The sequence below is a fragment of the Paenibacillus sp. BR1-192 genome (assembly GCF_029542445.1).
In the GTDB taxonomy this organism is placed as follows: domain Bacteria; phylum Bacillota; class Bacilli; order Paenibacillales; family Paenibacillaceae; genus Paenibacillus_AQ; species Paenibacillus_AQ lautus_A.
This window is the reverse complement of sequence record NZ_CP120718.1, coordinates 1039478-1061845: the sequence shown is the minus strand read 5'-3', so window position 1 is coordinate 1061845 and position 22368 is coordinate 1039478. Positions and strand designations below refer to the sequence as shown.

17 protein-coding genes are annotated in these 22368 nt (G+C 54.2%); 1 reads left to right on the top strand and 16 read right to left on the bottom strand.

Features of this window, described 5'->3' with window-relative positions; translation table 11 throughout:
* Nucleotides 1–292: 292 nt before the first annotated feature.
* From P0X86_RS04610 to P0X86_RS04595, 4 genes are all read right to left on the bottom strand, one after another.
* Entirely contained in the window at nt 293–1000 is a 708-nt protein-coding gene (locus tag P0X86_RS04610; protein WP_009592358.1) for a PIG-L deacetylase family protein, read from the bottom strand.
* 39 nt (nt 1001–1039) lie between these two features.
* Nucleotides 1040–1996 carry a GNAT family N-acetyltransferase gene (locus P0X86_RS04605; protein ID WP_277747886.1) on the bottom strand — a complete coding sequence of 319 codons (957 nt, stop codon included), beginning with the start codon at nt 1994–1996 and terminating at the stop codon, nt 1040–1042.
* A gap of 155 nt (nt 1997–2151) precedes the next feature.
* Nucleotides 2152–2283 carry a hypothetical protein gene (locus P0X86_RS04600; RefSeq protein WP_277747885.1) on the bottom strand — a complete coding sequence of 44 codons (132 nt, stop codon included), beginning with the start codon at nt 2281–2283 and terminating at the stop codon, nt 2152–2154.
* A 16-nt stretch (nt 2284–2299) separates the two neighbouring features.
* Nucleotides 2300–3454, bottom strand: a complete 1155-nt coding sequence (locus P0X86_RS04595) for a serine hydrolase domain-containing protein (protein ID WP_119849934.1) — start codon at nt 3452–3454, stop codon at nt 2300–2302.
* Nucleotides 3455–3886: 432 nt separating this feature from the next.
* Here P0X86_RS04595 and P0X86_RS04590 point away from each other — a divergent pair, with 432 nt between their 5' ends.
* On the top strand, nt 3887–6028 hold the full coding sequence (locus tag P0X86_RS04590; protein ID WP_119849935.1) for an alpha-amylase family glycosyl hydrolase: 2142 nt from the start codon (nt 3887–3889) through the stop codon (nt 6026–6028).
* 729 nt (nt 6029–6757) lie between these two features.
* On the opposite strand, the gene P0X86_RS04585 is transcribed toward P0X86_RS04590, so the two are convergent.
* The 12 genes from P0X86_RS04585 to purQ form a co-directional block, all read right to left on the bottom strand.
* Complete coding sequence (locus P0X86_RS04585) at nt 6758–7987, bottom strand: methyl-accepting chemotaxis protein (protein WP_277747884.1); 1230 nt, start codon at nt 7985–7987, stop codon at nt 6758–6760.
* Nucleotides 7972–8793, bottom strand: coding sequence for a hypothetical protein (locus P0X86_RS04580; protein ID WP_277747883.1), 822 nt, complete (start codon nt 8791–8793; stop codon nt 7972–7974). Before P0X86_RS04580 ends, P0X86_RS04585 begins: the two co-directional genes overlap by 16 nt.
* A gap of 130 nt (nt 8794–8923) precedes the next feature.
* Entirely contained in the window at nt 8924–9766 is an 843-nt protein-coding gene (locus P0X86_RS04575) for a sugar ABC transporter permease (RefSeq protein WP_009592355.1), read from the bottom strand.
* Entirely contained in the window at nt 9766–11079 is a 1314-nt protein-coding gene (locus P0X86_RS04570; protein ID WP_096774971.1) for a sugar ABC transporter permease, read from the bottom strand. Before P0X86_RS04570 ends, P0X86_RS04575 begins: the two co-directional genes overlap by 1 nt.
* Before the next feature lie 97 nt (nt 11080–11176).
* On the bottom strand, nt 11177–12487 hold the full coding sequence (locus P0X86_RS04565; RefSeq protein ID WP_009592303.1) for a sugar ABC transporter substrate-binding protein: 1311 nt from the start codon (nt 12485–12487) through the stop codon (nt 11177–11179).
* Nucleotides 12488–13028: 541 nt separating this feature from the next.
* Nucleotides 13029–14297: a phosphoribosylamine--glycine ligase gene (gene purD, locus P0X86_RS04560; protein ID WP_277747882.1), complete on the bottom strand. Its 1269-nt coding sequence runs from the start codon at nt 14295–14297 to the stop codon at nt 13029–13031.
* 218 nt (nt 14298–14515) lie between these two features.
* Nucleotides 14516–16063: a bifunctional phosphoribosylaminoimidazolecarboxamide formyltransferase/IMP cyclohydrolase gene (gene purH / locus P0X86_RS04555; protein ID WP_036661938.1), complete on the bottom strand. Its 1548-nt coding sequence runs from the start codon at nt 16061–16063 to the stop codon at nt 14516–14518.
* Nucleotides 16064–16219: 156 nt separating this feature from the next.
* Nucleotides 16220–16828, bottom strand: a complete 609-nt coding sequence (purN, locus tag P0X86_RS04550; RefSeq protein WP_277747881.1) for a phosphoribosylglycinamide formyltransferase — start codon at nt 16826–16828, stop codon at nt 16220–16222.
* A complete protein-coding gene (gene purM, locus P0X86_RS04545) occupies nt 16828–17868 on the bottom strand; it encodes a phosphoribosylformylglycinamidine cyclo-ligase (protein ID WP_277747880.1) in 1041 nt (346 codons plus the stop codon). The genes purN and purM overlap by 1 nt, the downstream gene beginning before the upstream one ends.
* 124 nt (nt 17869–17992) lie before the next feature.
* Entirely contained in the window at nt 17993–19471 is a 1479-nt protein-coding gene (purF, locus tag P0X86_RS04540) for an amidophosphoribosyltransferase (RefSeq protein ID WP_277747879.1), read from the bottom strand.
* Complete coding sequence (gene purL, locus P0X86_RS04535; protein ID WP_277747878.1) at nt 19456–21699, bottom strand: phosphoribosylformylglycinamidine synthase subunit PurL; 2244 nt, start codon at nt 21697–21699, stop codon at nt 19456–19458. The genes purF and purL overlap by 16 nt, the downstream gene beginning before the upstream one ends.
* Nucleotides 21677–22366: a phosphoribosylformylglycinamidine synthase subunit PurQ gene (gene purQ / locus P0X86_RS04530; RefSeq protein ID WP_012819095.1), complete on the bottom strand. Its 690-nt coding sequence runs from the start codon at nt 22364–22366 to the stop codon at nt 21677–21679. The genes purL and purQ overlap by 23 nt, the downstream gene beginning before the upstream one ends.
* Nucleotides 22367–22368: the final 2 nt, after the last annotated feature.

The window sequence follows — 22368 nt, the reverse complement described above, 5'->3', positions numbered from 1 at the left end:
ACAGCTGCCCTTCCGCCTCGCCTCCCCGCTAGAGCTGCAATCGGAAACGCTATGTCCCCATTCTTCGCAATTCTTGACGAACGAAACGAAAAGAGAGGAAGCCTCCGATATGGAAGACTTCCTCTCCTGTTTGTATTTATTCTCTATATATGATTCCGTACGTGTTCCCCCGTAACATCACTCATTATATCAAAAGATAGGTATAATGTCAGTGGATGTTTTGGTATTTCTCACAATTTTTTTGTGAGAATGTTAGCGATTATTCCAGTTGATTGGATGAAAAACCATATATTTAGAAAAATTGTAACCGTTTGGTCAACGCGCCTCTCGGAACCGCGAAGGCCTGCGCGCGCTTGAAGTTCATCGGAGCTCCCCGTACGATCGTGAGCGCCTTGTAGTATTCGATGAACGGGAAGCCGTAGGTTTCCCCGCGCGCATAAGCGTATACGTTCATGGCTCTCACCCACGTTTCATAGGCTTCGTCCGGAATGTCGATGAAGACCTCGGGATGGAAATCGTACGGGTCCTCCCAATTGTCCGCATAGTATAAATGCTGGGCATAGTGGGACGGAAGCTCGCGCTCAATCGTCTTCAAGCCCGCGTAGAAGCGGGCGTCCTCCACGATATAATGCGTATTGGAATGATCCTTATGAATGCTCTCCTTCCAATGCGTGATGATGATATCCGGCTTCACTTCCCGTATGACGTCGGCGACCTGATACTTCACTTCCTCGTCCAGCGGAAGCTCGGCATCCTTGTAAGCAAGGAACCGCACATCCGCGCCGACGATATCGGCAAATTGGTGAGCTTCGTCAATCTTTTGCTTTGCGTACTCCTCCGGCGTCAGACGGGGGTGTCCCTTCTCTCCCGGCGTTAGATGAAGAAACGTCGCTTTGTGGCCAGCCTGCGTGTATTTGGCGATCACGGCTCCTGCCGTAAGATCCATATCGCCCGCATGCCCGCCAATCGCCAAAATGTGATGCTGCTTTGCTTCCGTCAATGTAATCTCTCCTTTGTATATCCATGTAGTCGAAGCTATCTATTGAAGCGGCTTGCTCATAATTTCGAACCGGCGCGTCACGTCGAAGCCGGCTTTGCGGTACAGATGGCCTGCGGGACTCTGCTCGCCCGTCCAGAGGAACCAGGCACCATGCAGTCCTTGAGCACGCATAAGGGCAAGGCAGTCATACAAAAGTATTTTTCCGAGACCCTTCCCTTGCATCGACGGATCCACGCCAAACGGACCGAATCGTTCAGCCACGCTCTCATATCCGCCATGCAGGCAGAAGCCCACCAGCTTCCCTTGATCGCGCGCGATCAGAATCTGATCCGTTGTTAATCGCTGGAGCAGTCCCTCGCGAATCGCCCGGCCCCAATCCGGGTTAAACACGTCCGTCGCGAACTCGATCAGCTCCACCAGATCGCTGTCCTGAGCCGACTTGAAAGTAAAGCCTTCATGCTCCCGCTGCCGCTTCAGCTCCGCCACCTCCGGCGGCATATGGAAACCAACCAGGGAGCGGTCCATCGCAACCGCCGTGTAATTGCGGCTAAAACCGCTGGCCGCAAGCCACGCCAAGCCCTCCGGATAGCGCTCCCCATCAATGCCCGGAACGATATAATTCGGGGCATACGAGGAGAAAAAGACTTTGCTGCGCCCATGATGACGAAGATAATCTTCGCCTTCCTGCAGCAGCCGCGACGCGACCCCAATTCTTCGAACCGATGGATCGGTATAGAAGAAGGTGATCCAGCCGTGATCCGGGTCCAGCTCGGTGCCGATCATCGGCAATCTCCGGCGCACCGCATACAGGACGCCCACTATGCGGCCCTCGTGCTCCGCGATCCGCAGTCCCTGCGGATCAAAGTTCGGGTCGAGCAGCACCAGATTTCGAAAACGAAGCCGGGTGACGGGATCTCCCGGCAGACAGGCGTTCCACAGAGCCGTGATCCCTTCCTCGTCTCCAGGCCGGTAAGACCTGTAGGTAAAATTCGCCATTGTGTTATCCCTCCTTGTAATCGTAAGCCTTGGATCGGCGGCGATTGCCGCTTAACGGCATGCGACCGGTTGATCTCCATTCACCAATCCTCCATGTCTGGACGAATTATCTATGCAGCAGCTCCCATAAATGTACCGACATCAGGAGGCATTGCTTAATGTCCATCCGGCGTTAGCTCGGCTTCGGATTGCTGCCGCTGCGGAATCGATATTTTGTACATCGTGCGCACTGCTCCCTGTGCAAACGGTGCGTGAGTCGGGGCATGCTTGGATGGCAGGACAACCATATGCCGTATTCCAGTCTTACCATGCCACGGCTCCCTTCAAAGCGTTGTGGACCTGTGCGCGCAGCTGAGCCACGCTGCTGCTCCGCCCCCCATATACGCGGTTAGTCAGCAGAACGACCGCAAGATCAGACTCGGGATCGATCCACAGGCTGGTTCCGGTAAAGCCGGTATGCCCGTAACAGTGTGGGCTCATCCAATCTCCCGAGGCGTCCATTTTATCCCCTTTCAGCACCCATCCCAAACCACGGCTCGTGCCCTGAATATGGCTCGTATGGGGACGGGTGGCGGCAGCGGCCGCTGCCCGAGATAGAAGCCTCGATTCGCCGGCTCTGGCCTCCGCAGCCTCCGCAGCCTCCACCGCGGGAATCGCGCCCTGTGCAAGCCACATTCGGGCATACTGGAGCAGATCACCTGCCGTGGCAAACAATCCCGCATGGCCGCACACGCCGCCCAAAGCCCGCGCCTTCTCATCATGCACGATTCCGCACAGATGATCCTGGATGGATTCTTCATGCTCCGTTGCGGCATAGCGGTGCGCCTGACCCGGCGAAGGAGTCAGCGTTGCGTGATGCATGCCCAGCGGATCCGCCACCCATCGCTTAAACGCTTGGTCCAAAGGCAGCTCGAGCGACCGTTCTATGATGCGACCAAGCACCAGATATCCCAAGTCGCTGTAAATCACTTCGGTATTCGGCTTCGCCGCAAGCGGCGCTGAAAAAACGGCATCCCACATCTGCTCCCTGTCCCAGCCATGGGAATGCAGGTTCATATCCGCCTGGAGCCCGGAAGTATGCGTCAGCAGCTGGCCCACCGTTATTTCTTCTTTGCCTGCCGTTCCGAATGAAGGCAGCATATCGCTCGCTTTCGTGCCCAAGGTCAGAACTCCATCATCGATCAATTGCAGAATCAACGGGAGCGTGACCGCCACCTTGGTCAAGGATGCACAATCGTACAATGTATCCTCGCTAACAGGCACAGGCTGGCCCTGCACCGGATTAGGATTGGCATAGCCTGCTGTGTAGAACCATGTCCTGCCTTCATGCAGAACGCCCAGTACGGCACCCGGCGTCGTACCCGCGGCTATTTCGCGTTCAATGGCGGCGCACGCCGCCTTCACTCCCTTGATTCCCAAGCCCAGCTGCTCTGCGCCGGCCTTCACATGAGTCTCCACTGAACTTCCCTCCTTTTTTCCAGGCCTTGAGTTGGATGAACAACAAACACGCCATTTTCATATGAACATGCTCTTCAATTTGTAAACGCTTGCTAAACCTATTATATGGTCTGTAAAATTTTGTTTCAATAATAAATAATAACTATAAAATTTAATTTCATATCAAGCATATCAATCCCCTATTATTTGGATATTACATATTGACACCTGAATTCGCTTTCATTTACAATATTGTTGAAATCAAACACTCGCATAATTTAAGGGCCATGCATTCCGTCACCGCACACCCGGTATGGAACAACCCCGGTTTCTCTTCAGGAGATGCCGGGGTTTTTTGTTGCCCTATATTTGGTACAGGAGGTGATTCCCCGCAGCTTCGGTTTGCTCATTGAACCAACCCCCATTCAATAACTGTTACATAGGAGGAATACGATGAAAAAATTCTACAAACTGACAACCGCCCTTGCCCTTAGCTTGTCCCTGGCGCTGAGCTTGCTCGGCCCAGTCCATGCAGCTCCGGATACCTCGGTATCCAACAAGCAAAATTTCAGCACGGATGTCATTTATCAAATCTTTACGGACCGTTTCTCCGACGGCAATCCTGCCAACAATCCGACCGGCCCGGCTTTTGACGGTACCTGCACCAACCTGCGGCTGTACTGCGGCGGCGACTGGCAAGGGATCATCAACAAAATCAACGACGGCTACCTGACCGGCATGGGTGTTACCGCCATCTGGATCTCCCAGCCGGTCGAGAACATCTACAGCGTCATCAACTATTCCGGCGTGAACAACACCGCATACCATGGTTATTGGGCCAGAGACTTCAAGAAAACGAACCCGGCGTACGGCACGATCGCCGATTTCCAGAACCTCATCGCTGCCGCCCATGCCAAGAACATCAAAGTCATCATCGACTTCGCACCGAACCACACGTCTCCCGCTTCCTCGGACCAGCCGTCGTTCGCGGAGAACGGCAAGCTGTACAACAACGGCACCCTCCTCGGCGGATACACGGGCGATACGCAGAATTTGTTCCATCATAACGGGGGCACCGATTTCTCGACGACAGAGAACGGGATTTACAAAAACCTGTACGATCTTGCCGATCTGAACCACAACAACAGCACGGTGGATACCTACCTGAAGGATGCCATTAAAATGTGGCTCGATCTGGGCATTGACGGCATTCGGATGGATGCGGTAAAACATATGCCGTTCGGCTGGCAGAAGAGCTTCATGGCCACCGTCAACAATTACAAGCCGGTCTTTACCTTCGGCGAATGGTTCCTTGGCGTGAACGAAGTGAGTGCCGAGAACCATAAGTTCGCCAACGAATCCGGCATGAGCCTGCTGGATTTCCGTTTCGCGCAGAAGGTTCGCCAGGTATTCAGGGACAACACCGACAATATGTACGGACTGAAATCCATGCTGGAGGGCTCTGCGGCCGATTACCTCCAGGTGGAGGATCAGGTCACGTTCATCGATAACCATGACATGGAACGATTCCACAATAACAGCGCCAACCGCCGGAAGCTGGAGCAAGCGCTCGCCTTCACGCTCACTTCACGCGGCGTGCCAGCCATCTATTACGGAACCGAGCAATACATGTCCGGCGGGAACGATCCCGACAACCGGGCTCGAATTCCTTCTTTCTCTACCACGACTACGGCTTATCAGGTAATTAAAAAGCTGGCGCCATTGCGCAAATCCAACCCGGCCATCGCTTACGGGACGACGCAGGAGCGCTGGATCAACAACGATGTGCTGATCTACGAGCGCAAGTTCGGCAACAACGTAGCCGTCATCGCCGTCAACCGCAACGTGAACACGCCGGCTTCCATTACGGGATTGGTAACCTCACTGCCGGCCGGCAGCTACACCGACGTGCTGGGCGGCCTCCTGAACGGTAACAACCTGACCGTCGGCTCCGGCGGATCCGCTTCCAACTTCACGCTGGCAGCGGGCGGTACGGCCGTATGGCAGTACACCACGGCCGTGACTACGCCAACCATCGGGCACGTAGGACCGATGATGGCCAAACCGGGCGCAACCGTCACCATTGACGGCCGCGGCTTCGGCGCAACCAAAGGCACGGTATACTTTGGCACGACGGCAGTTACCGGCGCTAACATTACGGCTTGGGAGGACACGCAGATCAAAGTGAAAATTCCTGCCGTTGCCGGAGGCGTATACAATATCAAAATCGCCAACAGCGCCGGAACCTCAAGCAATGTGCACGACAACTTCGAAGTGCTGAGCGGGGATCAGGTCAGCGTGCGCTTTGTGGTGAACAACGCCACCACTGCGCTCGGCCAGAACGTGTATCTGGCAGGCAGCGTAAGCGAGCTCGGCAATTGGGACCCGGCCAAAGCCATCGGTCCGTTGTACAACCAGGTCATCTACCAATACCCAACCTGGTACTATGACGTCAGCGTTCCCGCCGGCAAAACCATCGAATTCAAATTCCTGAAAAAACAGGGCTCGACGGTAACATGGGAAGGCGGATCGAACCACACCTTTACCGCACCAACGAGCGGCACGGCCACCATTAACGTGAACTGGCAGCCGTAAGTTCAAGAACGACTAGCTCTTACCGAAGAACGGCACCTAAACAAAACCAGCTCCGGATATGATCCCGGAGCTCGTTTTACTCATGCAATTCATAATTCCAGCAGGCAATAGCCCGTTACGCACAAAGCACCTCAACATTCCCTCTGCACAGCATGAGCGATTCCCAAAGGGAGAGCGTCTCAGCAGGCAGTAACTCAACATTCCTCTGCATTGCATGAGCGATTCCCAATGGGAGAGCGTCTCAGCAGCAGTAACTCAACGTTCCTCTGCATTGCATGAGCGATTCCCAATGGGAGAGCGTCTCAGCAGCAGTAACTCAACGTTCCTCTGCATTGCATGAGCGATTCCCAATGGGAGAGCGTCTCAGCAGGTAGTAACTCAACAAGCAGACGGGACAACTCAACGATCCTGCACTTGCGCTCCCGAGCAACACGCCCACCAACAAAAAAGGCCGATGAAGATGTTCCCCTTCATCGGCCTTTTTCTTCCCCCAAACCCAGGCGTAAATGGTTGTGCGTTTAGCACGCAGTAGCGGAGAGGACGAATCGATTCCGGAAAAACGATAGTGGTCGCCTTTGCCCCCGATTTTCTACCGAAAAATCATAATCCAAAGAAAATTGGGGGCAACAGCGATTGGAGGAACGATACGTACTCGCAGCGTCTCGCTTCAACGGAGCTTGCGGAGTGTTGCATAACCCACATCATTTTCACGCAGCAATCGAAAACCATTTACGTCCTAAACATCACCAACGATTTACGCAACCCCTCCGACAGCTCCTCCAATCGCGACGACAGGCCGACCAGCTTCTCGCTCACCTTGAACTGCTCGGACGACATCGAAGCGACCTCCTCCGTGGCTGCGCTGGTTTCCTGGACGATCGAGCTCGCCTCCGAGATGGAGTCGGTCAGCGCCAGCTGGGAATCGATCAGAACCTCCACCGCATGCGTAGACTCGCTGATCTCGGTTAAGAGCGCATCCATCTCATGACGCACGTTATCAAAGACGCCCTGAGCTTCCTGCACCGAATGCAGCTGTTCGTCAAAGAGCGGCGATGCCGACGTCAAAGCATCCACGGAGCCCTGCACCTCGCGCCGAATGTCCAGAATCATTGCGCCTACGGTCTGGATCGACTCCTTGGAACGATCCGCGAGGCTCCGCACTTCATTGGCAACCACCATGAAGCCGCTGCCTGCCGCCCCGGCGCGGGCCGCTTCAATCGTCGCGTTAATGGACAGCACGTTGGTCTGATGCGTGATCTCCGACATCAGTTCCAATATTTTGTGAATCGATGCGGTATTATCCTTCAGCTTCTCAGCATTTTGGACGATCGCCCGGTTCACCTGGTTAATCCGCGTCGATTTCTCCACCAGGCTGTCCATATGCTGCGCGCCTTCTCCCGTTACCCGCAGCACGCGATCCGCCGCGGCAGCGATCACCTGATTCGTATCGGACACCTTGCTCATCCGGACGCCGATGTTCTCGGCCAGCTGGTTCTCGCGTTCGGCCTCCATGGCCAGGCTTCCGCTTCCCTGCGCAATCTGTTCCATGGCGGCCGCGATTTCGCCGGCCGTAAGGGAGGTTCCCCTTGAGGCTTCTGCCAATTCCTCGGCCGTAACCAGCACTTCCTTCGCCGACGCATTCGTCTGATCGACCAAAGCCGAGATTTGCCCCATCATCCGGTTGAAGCTCTGACCCAGACGGCCAATCTCATCGGCACGGCGGAATTCCGTCCGCACCCTTAAGTTCCCCTGCTCGCCCTCTTCCATCAGGCTGCACATCTGGTTCAGCGGACGGCCGACGGTACGCATCATATAGTAGCCGATCAGAACCGCCACAAGGATCGCTGCCACAATGACCGCAAGCGTCACGGCAAGCAGTTTGTCAGTGGCCTGCACGAAATCGCTAACGGGAGCAAAGCCGACCATATGCCATGGCGCGGTCTTCAAAGGCGTATACACCACCATCTGCTCGTCGGCGGTATAGTAGATCCCCCTTCCTCGGCATCTGGAGGAACCGTAATGGCGGACGGCTGCATCAGCTGGGCCGGGTCCACGTCGTGCACGATCCGGTTATCTTCGGCCACGATCCGCATCTGTCCGTTATTCCCTATTTTCAGATTCGCCAGCACCTCGCCCACCGCCGCATCCTTGACATCCATCAGCAGGACGTACTGCGCATTCGGATTCTTCAGGTTTTTCAGCAATCTCCCCATCGTCATGGTGGCGGTATTCTCGTTCCCCATAAAACCCTTGATCTCAGTCGGGAACCATACCGGTTCGCCATCGGCCTGAATAATCCGGTCGATCTTCGCCTTCACCCCGTCCGAAGAAGACATTCCGGAATAGCCCGTGGAGTTATAGGAGCTTTGGGCCTGAAGATTGGGCGCGACCAGACGCATGCCCTGCAGGCGTTTATCCGAAGATGCCATCCCGTTCAGCTTCTCACGGATCCGGTTCTCGGCCTGGGTTTTGTCCCGAATGCCGATATCCGCCGTGCTGACCGTCACCAGATCTTCGCGAAGCACCGTGTCCAGCGCCCACTGGCGGGAGGCGGCTTCATACTGGGCCAGCAGAAAATCCAGCTTGTCCGCCGCCTGCATCATCTGCCCCGAAGTCGCTTCGGATACCTGATCCATGACCGTGTCCTTGGAGATGAAATACGACAATAACCCCAGCGCCGAAGATAACAGGACGATCGTTGTAAAAAAGATAACAAACAGCTTCATGCCGACCGCCTTGAATTGAAAACGCTTTATCATGTTCATGTTATGTACCCCCCGATTGCAAACATACATGCAAAAAGACACAGCAAGGCAATTACCGGCTGTGTCTCTTCGCTGTTCTCTCTATCTATGTGTCTTATGATGATATCGTGCGTTTGTCTCGTTTTTTGGCTTACCCTTTGCTTGCGCCGGCCGTCATGCCGTCGACCAGCAGACGCTGCAGGAACACAAACAGCAGGGTGATCGGCAGTGCGATCAGCACCGATGCCGCCGCGAATAACGTAAAGTTGCTGTCCTGGGTGGAGTTGACGAGATCCCACAGGCCGACGGCGAGCGTCCAGTTTTCCTTGGTCCGGAGCACAAGCCGGGCAAAGATAAAGTCTACCCATGGGCCGACAAACAGCGTCAAGCCCATATACGTAATCATCGGCTTCGACAACGGCAGAATGATTTTGCGGAAGATCTGGAAGTTGGTGGCTCCGTCTATCTTGGCCGCTTCATCCAAGCTTCGCGGTATCGTATCCAGGAAGCCCTTCATGATGAGGGTTCCGCCAAGCGGTGCCCCGGCCGCATACACGATGATCATCGCGGCATGCGTATTCAGCAGGTCCAGGGAGTTCAACAGGATATACAGGGCGATCATGCTCATGAAGCCCGGGAACATCCCCAGCACGAGAATGACCGATAGCGCATTCTGACGGCCTTTGAACCGGAAGCGGGATACCGCATAACTAGTAAGCAGGACAAGAATGGTCCCGATAATCATGGAGAACACCGCAATTTTCAACGTGTTCATGTACCATGTGCCAAACAGGAAGCTTTGGGACGTAAACAGCTCTTTATAATGACTGAGCGTGAAGGATTCTGGAATCAAGGATTTGCTGTACAACGACTTTCCGGGACGGAAAGAGGCCAGAACAATCCAGAGCGCCGGGTAAATACAGCCGATCGCGATGATGACAAGCGTGATGTAGCTTGCCGTCAGGCGGATCGCGTTTCTCATTTTAATTCCCATTATTGGATCATATCCTCCTCTTTGAATGATCTGGTACGACGATAATTGTAAATCGAGAAGGTCGCAATAATCATGAAGATGATAATACCGATGGCCGATGCCATGCTGTAACGCTGCTGATCCAGCGTCAGTTTATAGAGCCAGGTGACGAGCAGGTCCGTCGCTCCCGCGTATTGATAGTCGCCCACCACCGGGTTACCGTTCGTCAGGAGGAAAATCAAGTTAAAGTTGTTGATGTTACCGGCAAATTGCGTAATCAGTACCGGTGCCGTCGAGAACAAAATCATCGGCAGGGTTATGATCTTGAACTTCTGGAAGCCGGTCGCTCCATCCACGTCCGCCGCTTCATAGAGATCCTTCGGAATCGTGGTCAGAACGCTCATCACGAGGAGCATGGAGACAGGGATACCGACCCACATATTAACAACGATAACGGTCACTTTAGCCCAGACCGGATCGGTCAGCCAAGGCAGTCCTTCCAAACCGAAGTACCTTAAATACTGGTTGATCGGGCCGAACTGTCCGTTAAACATATTACGCATGACAAGCAGCGAGATCAGCTGCGGGATCGCATATGGAATGATCAGGATGACGCGCCATACGCCTTTGAAGCGAATTCCTTTTTGTTGGATAAGCAGCGCCACGAGCACGCCGCCGAAATACGTGGTAACCGTTGCGAGCACCGCCCAGATGATCGTCCAGGTCAGAACCCCGAAAAAGGTGTGGCTCCACGATTTTAGTGCAACGAGATTGGTAAAGGTTTTGAAGCCAACCCAATCCACCAGGTTTGCTGGCGGCAGATTGTTTGGAGCGGAATAGTTCGTAAACGCCAGCAGGACCATGAAGATGATCGGCATGACCGTAAAAAACAAAATACCGATCGCCGGCAGTGTCAGGAAAGATTGCGCGAATTTCCATTCGAAAATATAGTAAAGGGTCTGTCTGAAATTGTTGGGCGTTACACCCTTTTCCCTTAGTTTTCCAGCGTTATATGCGTTTTTGATATTGGCATAGTAACCAATAAGAAAGAGCGCAAACATAATTAAGGTGATAAGTCCTTCAATCAGGAGATTGATGGAATGGTCACCCGCTACCATTTGGGTCAAGCCGTTGACTTTTTCTAAATGGCTCCCCTGTTCTCCCAATGTTACCATTCCCCAGATGGCATCACCCAGGTTGTTAATGAAGTAATACAGACTGAATACGCCTACGATAAGTAAAATAACGCCTTTGATCCATTGCCGATTGTAAAGCTGACCCAGACCCATGCAGATGGCTGATAATACGGCCGCTGTGATACGATGTTGACGCATGCTCCCTCCATTCTCCTCTCCGTATAATCGAGGAATCACCCGCCGGTTGTTCGGCGGGTGAACTTCTTCATCTGTCTCGTATTATATAAGAACGCTATTACTCGCCAGCTCCACCACTGTTGAGGTCTTTCACTTGAGTTACAGCTTTATCCAGCGTTTCTTTCACGTCTTTGTTATTGTCCCAGATCTCAGCCAGCGCAGCGCCTACTGGAGACCATACGTTAGCCATTTCCGGTACGGAAGGCATCGGCTGGGAAGATTTGAACTGCTCCGTGAATGCCGATACGTACTCGTCGTTCTTGATTTGATCGTCTTCTTGAGCTTCGTTGTTCGTCGGAACCGAACCAACCAATGCGCTCAATTGCAATTGTGCTTCTTTGGACGTTGCGAAGTCGGCGAACAGACGAGCTGCTTGCGGATACTTCGTGAACGAGCTTACGTACCAAGCTTTGATACCGGAGAACGATACGGCAGGCTGACCGCCGATCGTCGGGATTGGAGCAACGCCGAGCTTGTCGCCAAGCGCTTCTTTGTATCCGCCAAGCTCCCATGGTCCGTTAATGTCCATCGCCAGATCGCCGGCCGTGAACAATCCGCGTTTGATATCCGGCGTAATATCGCCGGATTTAACCGGAAGGATTTCCTTAAGGCTTGCATATACTTCCATGCTCTTCACTGCCCCTTCGTTGTTCAGGCCGATATCGTTGACGTCGGCACCGCCGTTACCGAAGATGTATCCGCCGTTGGAAGCAAGGAACGGATATGCGAAGTACAGGTTGCCTGTCTCGAACATGAATCCATACTTGTTCTTGGATTTGTCGGTGAAGGTTTTGCTGAATTCAATAACCTCTTCCATCGTTGTCGGAACTTCTTTTACCAAGTCCTTGTTGTAGTACATCAGGTAAGTTTCCGCAGCGCGAGGGTATCCGTACAGAACGCCGTCATAGCTTACGCCTTGGATGGCTGCTTCCGTGTTGTTGCTTTTCGTTTTTTCTTCATAAAAATCGTTTGGCAGAACCAGGTTTGTCGCTACGGCTTTACCCAGGTTATCGTGAGGGAACAGTACGACGTCGGCAGCCAAGCCGGATGGTCCGTCTTGCGCAAGCTTGGTTACTTGATCAGTTGGGGACAATTCTTCAATGGTCACTTCAACGCCGTATTTCTCGGTAAATTCTTTGGCAACCGCATCGGTGTAAGCTCTTTCGTCCCGGCTTTCCCATACGACCAATTTCGCGCCTTCTTCTGGCTTAAGTTCCTGTGTCTCTGTATTTTCGGCCGGCGTTTCCTGTGCTGGCGGAGTCTCAGCAGGTGCCTCCGTAGCTGGAGCGGCCGTATTTCCTCCGCACGCTGTAATGGAGAACGCCAACGTGAAGGTTGCAGCTAGCGTAAGTAACTTCTTCATCTTCATTCCATGATTACCCCTCTCAATAAATGATCAGAAAATGTTGGAAATCTGCGCAAACGATTTCAGAAAATTTTCAGCGTCTCTTTTTCTATGTAGCATCTGGCGAGATACTCAGGAAAAATCCCGTTGAGAAAGCGCTTCATTCACTGAAAACATCATACAACATTTAATATCGAATATAAAAACGTTTGCACAGATCATTTTTCCCCGTTTTTGGAATATAATCCTCCGTTATCTTCGATATTCACTGTATTTCGTAAGTTATCATAAAAATAGTTGTGCAGATCCTGTGCAATCCTGTCATTTTGCACGTTATTTGAGACAAGTAGCCATCATAAATGCCTGCTTGTTGAACAAACGTTTGCACAATCGAGCGAAATAGAAACAGATGTGCCCGTGTTTGCCAAGAGCAGATCTTGTATCTAAGTTGGCTTCCCCATATATTTCCGATAACAGCAAGAAAGGACTACCGCTTGTGATCTTTGAAACCGATCTGCGGCAGTCCTTCTATTTTGAAGCAGGGTTGTTAGCCAATGAGTTTATCTTACTGCAGTGCTTTGAGCGCAATATCCGTTCGGTTAAACTTGCCTTCAAACGCAATCGCTTCCGCACGTTCATAGGCTTTCGCGCGTGCTGCGGCGATATCCGCCCCTAAACCGACAACGCCCAGGACACGTCCCCCATTCGTTCTCCAGGTGCCATCGGCATCGCGAGAAGTGCCCGCATGAAATACGATCGTCCCGTCCTGCTCGTTGTCCAGGCCGGTGATCGCGATTCCTTTCGGATACGATGCAGGATAGCCGCCGGAAGCCAGAATGACGCAAACGGCTGCTTCATCGCTCCACTCCAGCTCAAGATCGGCCAGGGTCCCGTTTACGGCAGCAAGGAAAACGTCAAGCAGATCGGTCTTTAGGCGCGGCAATACAACCTGCGCTTCCGGATCGCCGAATCTGGCATTGAATTCAATGGTCTTCGGTCTGCCGTCCGGCGTGATCATCAATCCGGCAAACAAAACGCCACAGAACGGACGTCCTTCGGCAACCATCGCTTTTGCCGTAGGCTTGATAATCGTCTCAATCGCCTCTTCGATAATGGACGGCTGAATATGAGGCAATGGCGAATACGTTCCCATTCCTCCGGTATTCGGCCCCTGATCCCCATCATAGGCCGGCTTGTGATCCTGCGCTGCGGACATCGGCTTCACGGTTTCGCCGTCCACAAAGGCGAGGATCGACATTTCCTGGCCTTCCAGGAACTCCTCGATAACCACGCGGCTTCCGGCATCGCCAAACACCTTCGATTGCATGATGTCGCTGAGCGCCTGCTCGGCTTCCTCGATCGTCCGCGCAACGGTAACGCCCTTGCCTGCTGCGAGCCCGTCCGCTTTCACGACGATCGGCGCGCCTTGCTGGCGCAAGTAAGCAAGCGCCTCCCCGTAATTGTCGAACTTCGCGTAAGCCGCTGTCGGTATGCTGTATTTATGGAGCAGATCCTTCATGAAGGTTTTGCTGCCCTCGATTTCGGCCGCGTTTTTGCGCGGACCGAATACCGGGATGCCCGTAGCGTCAAACGCATCCACGATGCCTTCCGCCAGCGGATCATCCGGACCGACAACAATGAGACCCACCTGCTTCTCTACGGCGAAAGCCGCCAGCTTATCAAATTCCGATACCGCAATCGGCACGTTTTCGGCCAACTTCCCGATTCCGGCATTGCCCGGCGCACAGTAAATGGTGCCTGCTTTCGGGCTCTTTGCCAGTGCCCATACGATGGCATGCTCTCTTCCGCCGCCTCCGATAACCAAAATATCCATGGTTTACCCCTCCCGAATCATTTCATATTGCCCGCGATATCGTTTCATTGCATGAATCATTTACGGGGCAAAGCGATAAGTCGACCTTTCGCCCCTTAAACGTAAAGGCGGCGCGCGCTAAACGCGGCGTCGCCTCTATATGCTGCTGAATGAAAGGGGAGATTACGAATGCAGTCTGATGTCTGCAACCAAACCCCCGTCATATTTTAACGAATGAATTAGTGCTTGAAATGTCTCACGCCGGTAAAGACCATGGCGATCCCGTATTCGTTGGCAGCCTTAATGGATTCCTCATCCTTAATGGAGCCGCCCGGCTGAATGATGGCGGTAATGCCGGCTTTCGCCGCAAGCTCCACCGTATCGCCCATTGGGAAGAAAGCATCGGAAGCGAGAACCGCGCCCTTGGCCTTCTCTCCCGCCTGCTCCACCGCAATGCGCGCGGAACCGACACGGTTCATTTGACCTGCGCCAACGCCGACGGTCATGTCGTCAGCCGCCAATACGATTGCGTTCGACTTGACGTGCTTGACCACCTTCCAGCCGAAGAGCAGCTGCTTCAGCTCGGCTTCGGTCGGCTCGCGGTCCGTCACGACCTTCAGGTCAGCAGCATCGAGGGAATGCACATCGCTTTCCTGCACGATCATGCCGCCTTCGATGGTTGTTACGGCAAGCGTGCTTTGGCGCTCCTTGGCCGAGCCGAACTCGCCCATCTTTAGCAGGCGGATGTTTTTCTTTTTCGTCAGAATCTCCAGTGCCTCCGGCGTGAAGTCCGGTGCCAGGATAATTTCAAGGAAAATATCCTTCAGCAGATCGGCCGTCGGAGCGTCAATCGTCCGGTTTGCGGCCACGATGCCGCCGAAGATGGACGTCGGATCCGCATTGTAAGCTTTTTGATAAGCTTCTAGGACATTCGTCCCGATGCCCACGCCGCAAGGATTCATATGCTTCACGGCCACCACGGTCGGCTCGTCGAATTCCTTCACGATCTGCAGGGCCGCGTTGGCGTCATTGATATTGTTGTAGGAAAGCTCTTTGCCGTGCAGCTGCTCGGCGGTCGTCAACGTTCCCGCAGGAGCCAGCGGCTTCCGGTAAAATGCTGCCTTTTGATGCGGATTCTCGCCGTAGCGAAGATCCTGGATCTTCTCGTAGGTGACGCTAAAGCGCTCAGGAAGCGGATCCCCTGTCACATTCGACAAATAATCGGAAATGAGCGTATCGTAGGCAGCCGTATGACGGAATACCTTGGCTGCAAGGCGCTTCCGGGTTTCCAGCGTTGTGTCGCCACCGCCGCGGATTTCCTCGATCACGCTGCCGTAATCCGCCGCATCGACAACCACGCTCACAAAAGCATGGTTTTTCGCAGCCGAACGCAGCATCGTCGGCCCGCCGATGTCGATATTTTCGATCGCATCTTCATACTCGACATCCGGCTTCGCGATCGTTTCCTGGAACGGGTACAGGTTCACCACGACCAGATCGATGTAATCGAGGCCCAGCTCCTGCATTTGACGCTGATGCTCCTCGCTGTCGCGAATGGCAAGCAAGCCGCTGTGCACCGCTGGATGAAGGGTTTTGACGCGACCGTCCAGAATTTCCGGGAATCCGGTCACATCGGAAATGCCGATGACAGGAACGCCTTCTTTTGCGAGGAGGTTCTTCGTTCCTCCTGTCGAAATGATCTCTACACCCAATGAAGACAACTCGCGGCAAAATTCCACGACGCCGGTTTTATCCGACACGCTGACCAAAGCTCTTTTGATACCCACGTTCATACCCCCTATTTTGAATGAAAATCTACTAAGTTAGGCCTGTCTTGATACCGTAGATGCTGTCGAAGATCCATAATTGCAAATTATTTCCCGAGAAATATCGAACATGTCGATTCACTGCAAGACCTTGTCCGCTTTTATTACAAAAGCCTATTAGGCAATCGTCACATTCCGCCCGTTCAGCGAAATTCGCCCCTGGGCAAACCAGGAAACGACCTCAGAGTATAACTTCTGCTCCACGGCGTGAATGCGTTCTGCCAGCGTTTCCGCCGTATCGCCGTCCTTGATTTCAACGGCCTTCTGAGCGATAACCGGCCCAGTATCCATGCCGCCATCCACGAAATGCACCGTGACGCCGGTCATCTTCACGCCATACGCAAGCGCTTGGCCAATCGCGTCTTTGCCTGGAAAAGCAGGCAGGAGCGAAGGATGAATATTGATAATCCGCCCGTTATAGAACTCGACAAAGGAAGGACTCAATAACCGCATATATCCTGCAAGAACAATCAATTCGACACCGCGCTGCAGAAGCTCTGCCGCAATTTCCCGTTCGTAATCTTCCTTCGAGGCATATTCCTTCGGCTGAAAGGCGAATACATCCACATTCGCCGCTTTAGCCAGCTCCACGACGGGAGCCTGAGGCTTGTCGCATACCAGAATGCTGATCTCGCCGCCCAAGGCTCCGCTTTGCTGCGCATCGACCAAAGCCTGAAAGTTGCTGCCTCTTCCGGAAGCGAACACCGCCATCCGAAACGCTCTCATTACACCTCAGCTCCCGTGAAGGTTACGATGCGCTCGCCTTCGGTCACGCGGCCGATGACATAAGCCTCTTCGCCTGCGGAGCGCAGGAATTGAAGCGCCCCGTCAGCATCCTGCTCCTTAACGACAAGCACCATGCCGATTCCCATATTGAATGTCGTAAACATGTCCTTGTTCGAAATACTGCCTTTATCCTGCATCAGCTTAAAAATCGGCAGAATCGGCCAAGCGCCGTATTCGATGTCGACGTTGACGCCATCCGGCAGCATGCGCGGAATATTTTCGATGAATCCGCCGCCCGTGATATGCGCCATGCCCTTCACTTCGATCTCTTTCAGCAGCCCGAGCAGCGGCTTCACATAAATCTTGGTTGGTGCGAGCAGCACGTCGCCAAGGCGTCCTCCCAATTCCGGAAGCTCCTGCTGCAGCGAGTAGCCGGCATCCTCCAGAAGCAGCTTGCGGACGAGCGAGAAGCCGTTGCTGTGCACGCCGCTGGAGGCAAGTCCAATCACGGTGTCGCCTGCCGCGATATTCGACCCATTGATCATTTTGCTTTTGTCGACAATCCCCACGGTGAAGCCCGCGATGTCATACTCGCCTTCGCTGTACATGCCCGGCATCTCCGCCGTTTCCCCGCCGATCAGCGAGCAGCCCGCCTGGTTGCATCCGTCGGCGATCCCTTTGACAATGGACTCGATTTTGGACGGAATGACCTTGTCGCACGCTAAATAGTCGAGAAAAAAGAGCGGTTCTGCGCCCTGCACCACAATATCGTTCACGCACATCGCTACCGCATCGATGCCGATGGTATCATGTTGGTCCATCGCGAATGCAAGCTTCAGCTTTGTGCCGACGCCATCCGTGCCTGAGACGAGTACCGGCTCTTCATATTGGTCTTTATTCAGCTTGAACAGTGCGCCAAAACCACCGAGGTCCGTCATGACTTCCGGCCTGAAAGTCGTTTTGACATGCTTTTTCATCCGCTCTACCGCTTCGTTGCCTGCAGCGATATCGACGCCTGCTTGTTTGTAAGTATCCGACACGCGCTCAACACTCCTTTTTCGTTATGACGAAAGTATCAGTTCAGTTCACACATCATTTATGGGCTTAATCAATAATCAGCTTAAAGGGGATATCCGAGAAAAAATGGCTGTCCGCTGCGCAGAATCAGCAGCTGCAGCCCATCTTCTCTTCCCCGTTGAAATCAATCTGCGTCGGGTAATCATTGTCAAAGCATGCCATGCACAAGCCGCCTTTATGGCTGTGCTCATCATAACCGCCAATGGCGGATATGAGGCCCTCCGGACTCAGGAACGACAGGGAATCCGCATTAATCTCCCGGCAGATTTCCTCGACGCTTTTCTCGGAGGCAATCAGCTCCCTGCGGTCCGGCGTATCGATGCCGTAGAAGCAAGGGTTCTTGAACGGCGGCGACGTAATCCGCACATGCACTTCGGTCGCGCCCGCTTCGCGAAGCAGATTGACGATCCGGCGGGACGTGGTTCCCCGTACGATGGAATCATCGATCATGACTACCCGTTTGCCTTCGACCACGCGCCGTACCGCGCTCAGCTTCATCTTCACGCCCTGCTCGCGCAGCTCCTGGCTCGGCTGAATGAACGTCCGGCCCGTGTATTTATTCTTGATCAATCCCAGCTCGTAAGGGATGCCCGTCTGTTCGGCATAACCGATGGCGGCCGAGATGCTGGAATCCGGTACGCCCGTAACCACATCCGCATCCACGAACGATTCTAGGGCCATTTTGCTGCCCATCCGTTTGCGAGCCGAATGCAGGTTGGAGCCGTTCAGATCGCTGTCCGGACGTGAAAAATAAATATATTCCATCGCGCACAACGCTTTGCGTCCCGCTTCCGTGTAACGCTCTTCCCGAAGCCCGTTCCGATCGAGGATCAGCAGCTCGCCGGGAGCGACGTCGCGAATCGCCTCAGCTCCGATAACTTCAAGCGCACAGGTCTCGGAGGTGAAGATGTACGCATCGCCCAGACGACCCATCGTGAGCGGACGGAGTCCGTTCGGGTCCGAGGCGACGAGCAGCTTGTCATTGGTCATGAGCAGAAAAGCGAACCCGCCCACCAAGCGCTGCAAGGCATCCTTGGCAGCCTCGACAAAATCCTTCGGCGAACGCGCGATCAGATGCGCGATGACCTCCGTATCGCTGGTCGTCTGGAAAATGGAGCCCTCCATCTCCAGCTCGCGCCGAAGCTTCGGCTCATTCACGATGTTGCCGTTCGTAGCAATCGCCAGATTGCCCTCACGATATTTAAAGACGAGCGGCTGCGCATTCGTCAGCCTGCTGTCTCCGCTGGTCGAATACCGGACATGCCCGATCGACATGCTGCCCTGCAGCGATTCCAGCTTGTCTTTATCAAACACTTCTTTTACCAGCCCCATACCGCGGTGATAATTGAAATTCTCGCCGTCGGCCACGCAGATTCCCGCGCTCTCCTCGCCGCGGTGCTGGAGGGCGTGAAGCCCGTAATAGGAAAGGGAGGCGGCATCGGGATGCCCAAACACCCCGAATACGCCGCACTCTTCTTTTAATGTATCGAAAATATCGCTCTGACCTGTTCCCTCATTGTAGTAATCCCCTGTCCACAGTCCTTCGGGTATCAGTTCATGAGACATGGAATGGCATCCTCCCAGACGGATTTCAAAGCCTCCACGGATTCTTCCAGCGCAGAAGCACCGTTAATGTTAATGCTAAGCTTGTTTCCGCCGACTACGCCAAGCTCGGTAAATGGAACGCCCGCTTCTTGCAGGAGCTTCTCCAGCGCATTCTTGTGATCAGGAGACGCGGACAGCACGATCCGGGATTGGCTCTCGCTGAATAGCGCCACGTCGTTGCGCAGCTCGGTTGCCCATTTCACGCTCGCACCGATGCCGCCGCTGATGCAGCTTTCCGCAAGCGCTGCTGCAAGTCCGCCCTCCGACACGTCATGCGCCGATTGGACCAGACCCGATTGGATGGCCTTCAGTACGCCGCCGAGCAATTTCTTCTCGGTATTCAGGTCCAGCTCCGGCGGTCTGCCTTCCGACACCCCGTGCAGGATCGCTTGGAACTCGCTGCCTCCCAGTTCGGCACGGGTATCGCCCAGAACGTAGATGGCATCACCCTCCGCCTTGAAGGCTTGCGTCGTAATATGATCCGTATTATGGATCAGGCCGACCATGCCGACAACCGGCGTCGGATAAATCGCGCCTTTGGCATTCTCGTTGTAGAGGCTGACATTTCCGCCGATGACCGGCGTTTCAAGCTCACGGCAAGCTTCCGCCATGCCGTCCACGGCTTTTTCCATCTGCCAGAAAATTTCCGGCTTCTCCGGGCTTCCGAAGTTCAGGTTATCCGTAATTGCCAGCGGTTCGGCACCGGAGCACACGATATTGCGCGCCGCTTCGCTGACCGCGATTCTGCCGCCGAGCTCAGGGTCGAGGTAGACGTAACGTCCGTTACAGTCCGTTGTCATCGCAAGGGCTTTGCGCGTTCCATGCACCGTTACGACGGCTGCATCCGAGCCCGGACGAACGGCCGTGCTGGTGCGAACCATATAATCATATTGGTTGTATACCCATGCTTTGCTTGCAAGGCTTGGCGAACCGAGCACCTTCTTGAGGGCGCCGCCCAAGTCCTTCACTTCTTCATAACGGAGCGTGTCCACCGCAGCCTGCTCTTGATAATAAGCCGGTTCTTGGGATGGTTTGTTATAGATCGGGCACTCGTCGACGAGCGCTTTAACCGGCATGTCGCCAACCACCTCGCCGTGGTGGATCAGCTTCAGGCGGCCATCGTCCGTTACCTTGCCGACTTTGGCGCAGATGACGCCCCAGCGCTCGAAGATTTCGCGCGCTTGCGCTTCATGCTTCGGCTCAACGACGAACAGCATGCGCTCTTGGGATTCCGACAGCATCATTTCATAAGGCGTCATGCCCTCTTCGCGTTGAGGCACCTGATCCAGGTACAACTCCAGGCCATTGCCTGCTTTGCTTGCCATTTCGGCACTGGAGCAAGTCAGTCCGGCTGCGCCCATATCCTGAATGCCCAGCACGATGCCGGAATCGATCAGCTCAAGGCAGGATTCCATCACGAGTTTCTCCATGAACGGATCACCGACCTGAACGGCCGTACGGTTCGCTTCGGATTCCTCCGTCAGCTCAACGGAAGCGAAGGTTGCGCCGTGGATGCCATCGCGGCCAGTTGGAGGCCCGACATAAAAGACCGGATTGCCTACCCCTTTTGCAACGCCGCGCTGAATTTTGTCATGGTCGATAACGCCGACGCACATCGCATTGACCAGCGGATTGCCTTCGTAGCTCTCGTCGAATACCACCTCGCCGCCTACCGTCGGGATTCCGATGCAGTTGCCGTAGCCGGCTATGCCGGATACCACGTGTTCGAACAAATATTTTACGCGATCGCTCTCCAGCTTGCCGAAACGAAGCGAGTTCAGAATCGCTACCGGTCTTGCCCCCATGGAGAAAATATCGCGGATGATGCCGCCTACGCCCGTAGCTGCGCCTTGGTAAGGCTCTACAGCGGAAGGGTGGTTATGACTTTCGATTTTGAATACGACCGCTTGGTTGTCGCCGATATCGACGATCCCTGCGCCTTCGCCCGGTCCCATCAGGACCCGCGGGCCGCTTGTCGGGAAGCGGCGAAGCAGGGGCTTGGAGTTTTTGTAGGCGCAATGCTCGGACCACATGACGCTGAATACGCCGATTTCCGTGTAATTCGGCTTGCGTCCCATGAAGGAACAGATCAGCTCATACTCGCTGTCCGAAACTCCCATCTGCTTGTAAATCTGATGCTCTGCGATCTGTTCTGCCGTCGGTTCCTTAACGGACGTTTGCTGCGCCATGAGTATCCCTCCATGCCTGTAATATGGATGTAAACATTGCTTTACCGTCATCCGAGCCGAGCAGGCTGCTCACCGCGCGCTCCGGATGCGGCATCATGCCGATTACGTTGCCGCGCTCGTTGCAGATGCCCGCAATATCCTCGATCGAGCCGTTCGGATTGTCTTGATACGTAAATACGATTTGCCGGTTGTCCCGGAGCTTTTGAAGCGTTTCTTCATCACAGTAATAGTTGCCCTCGCCATGCGCGATCGGAATGACAATCTCTTGTCCCTCCGCGTAATCGCGGGTAAACGGCGTTGTATTATTGTTCACTTTAAGCACCGTGTCATGGCAGCGGAATTTCATCGAATCGTTGCGCCGCAGGGCTCCCGGAAGGAGTCCGGCTTCCGTCAAGATCTGAAATCCGTTGCAAATGCCCAGAATATACTTGCCCTCTTCCGCCGCTTTCGCCACTTCGTTCATGACCGGGGCGAACCGGGAAATCGCACCACACCGCAGATAATCTCCATAGGAGAATCCGCCGGGCACCAAAATACAATCGTATGGGGAAAGGTCCGTTGCCGTATGCCATACATAATCCACCGGCTGACCGATCGTCTCTTCTACCGCCTTATAGCAGTCAATGTCACAGTTGGAGCCAGGAAAGACCAGCACTGCAAATCTCATTG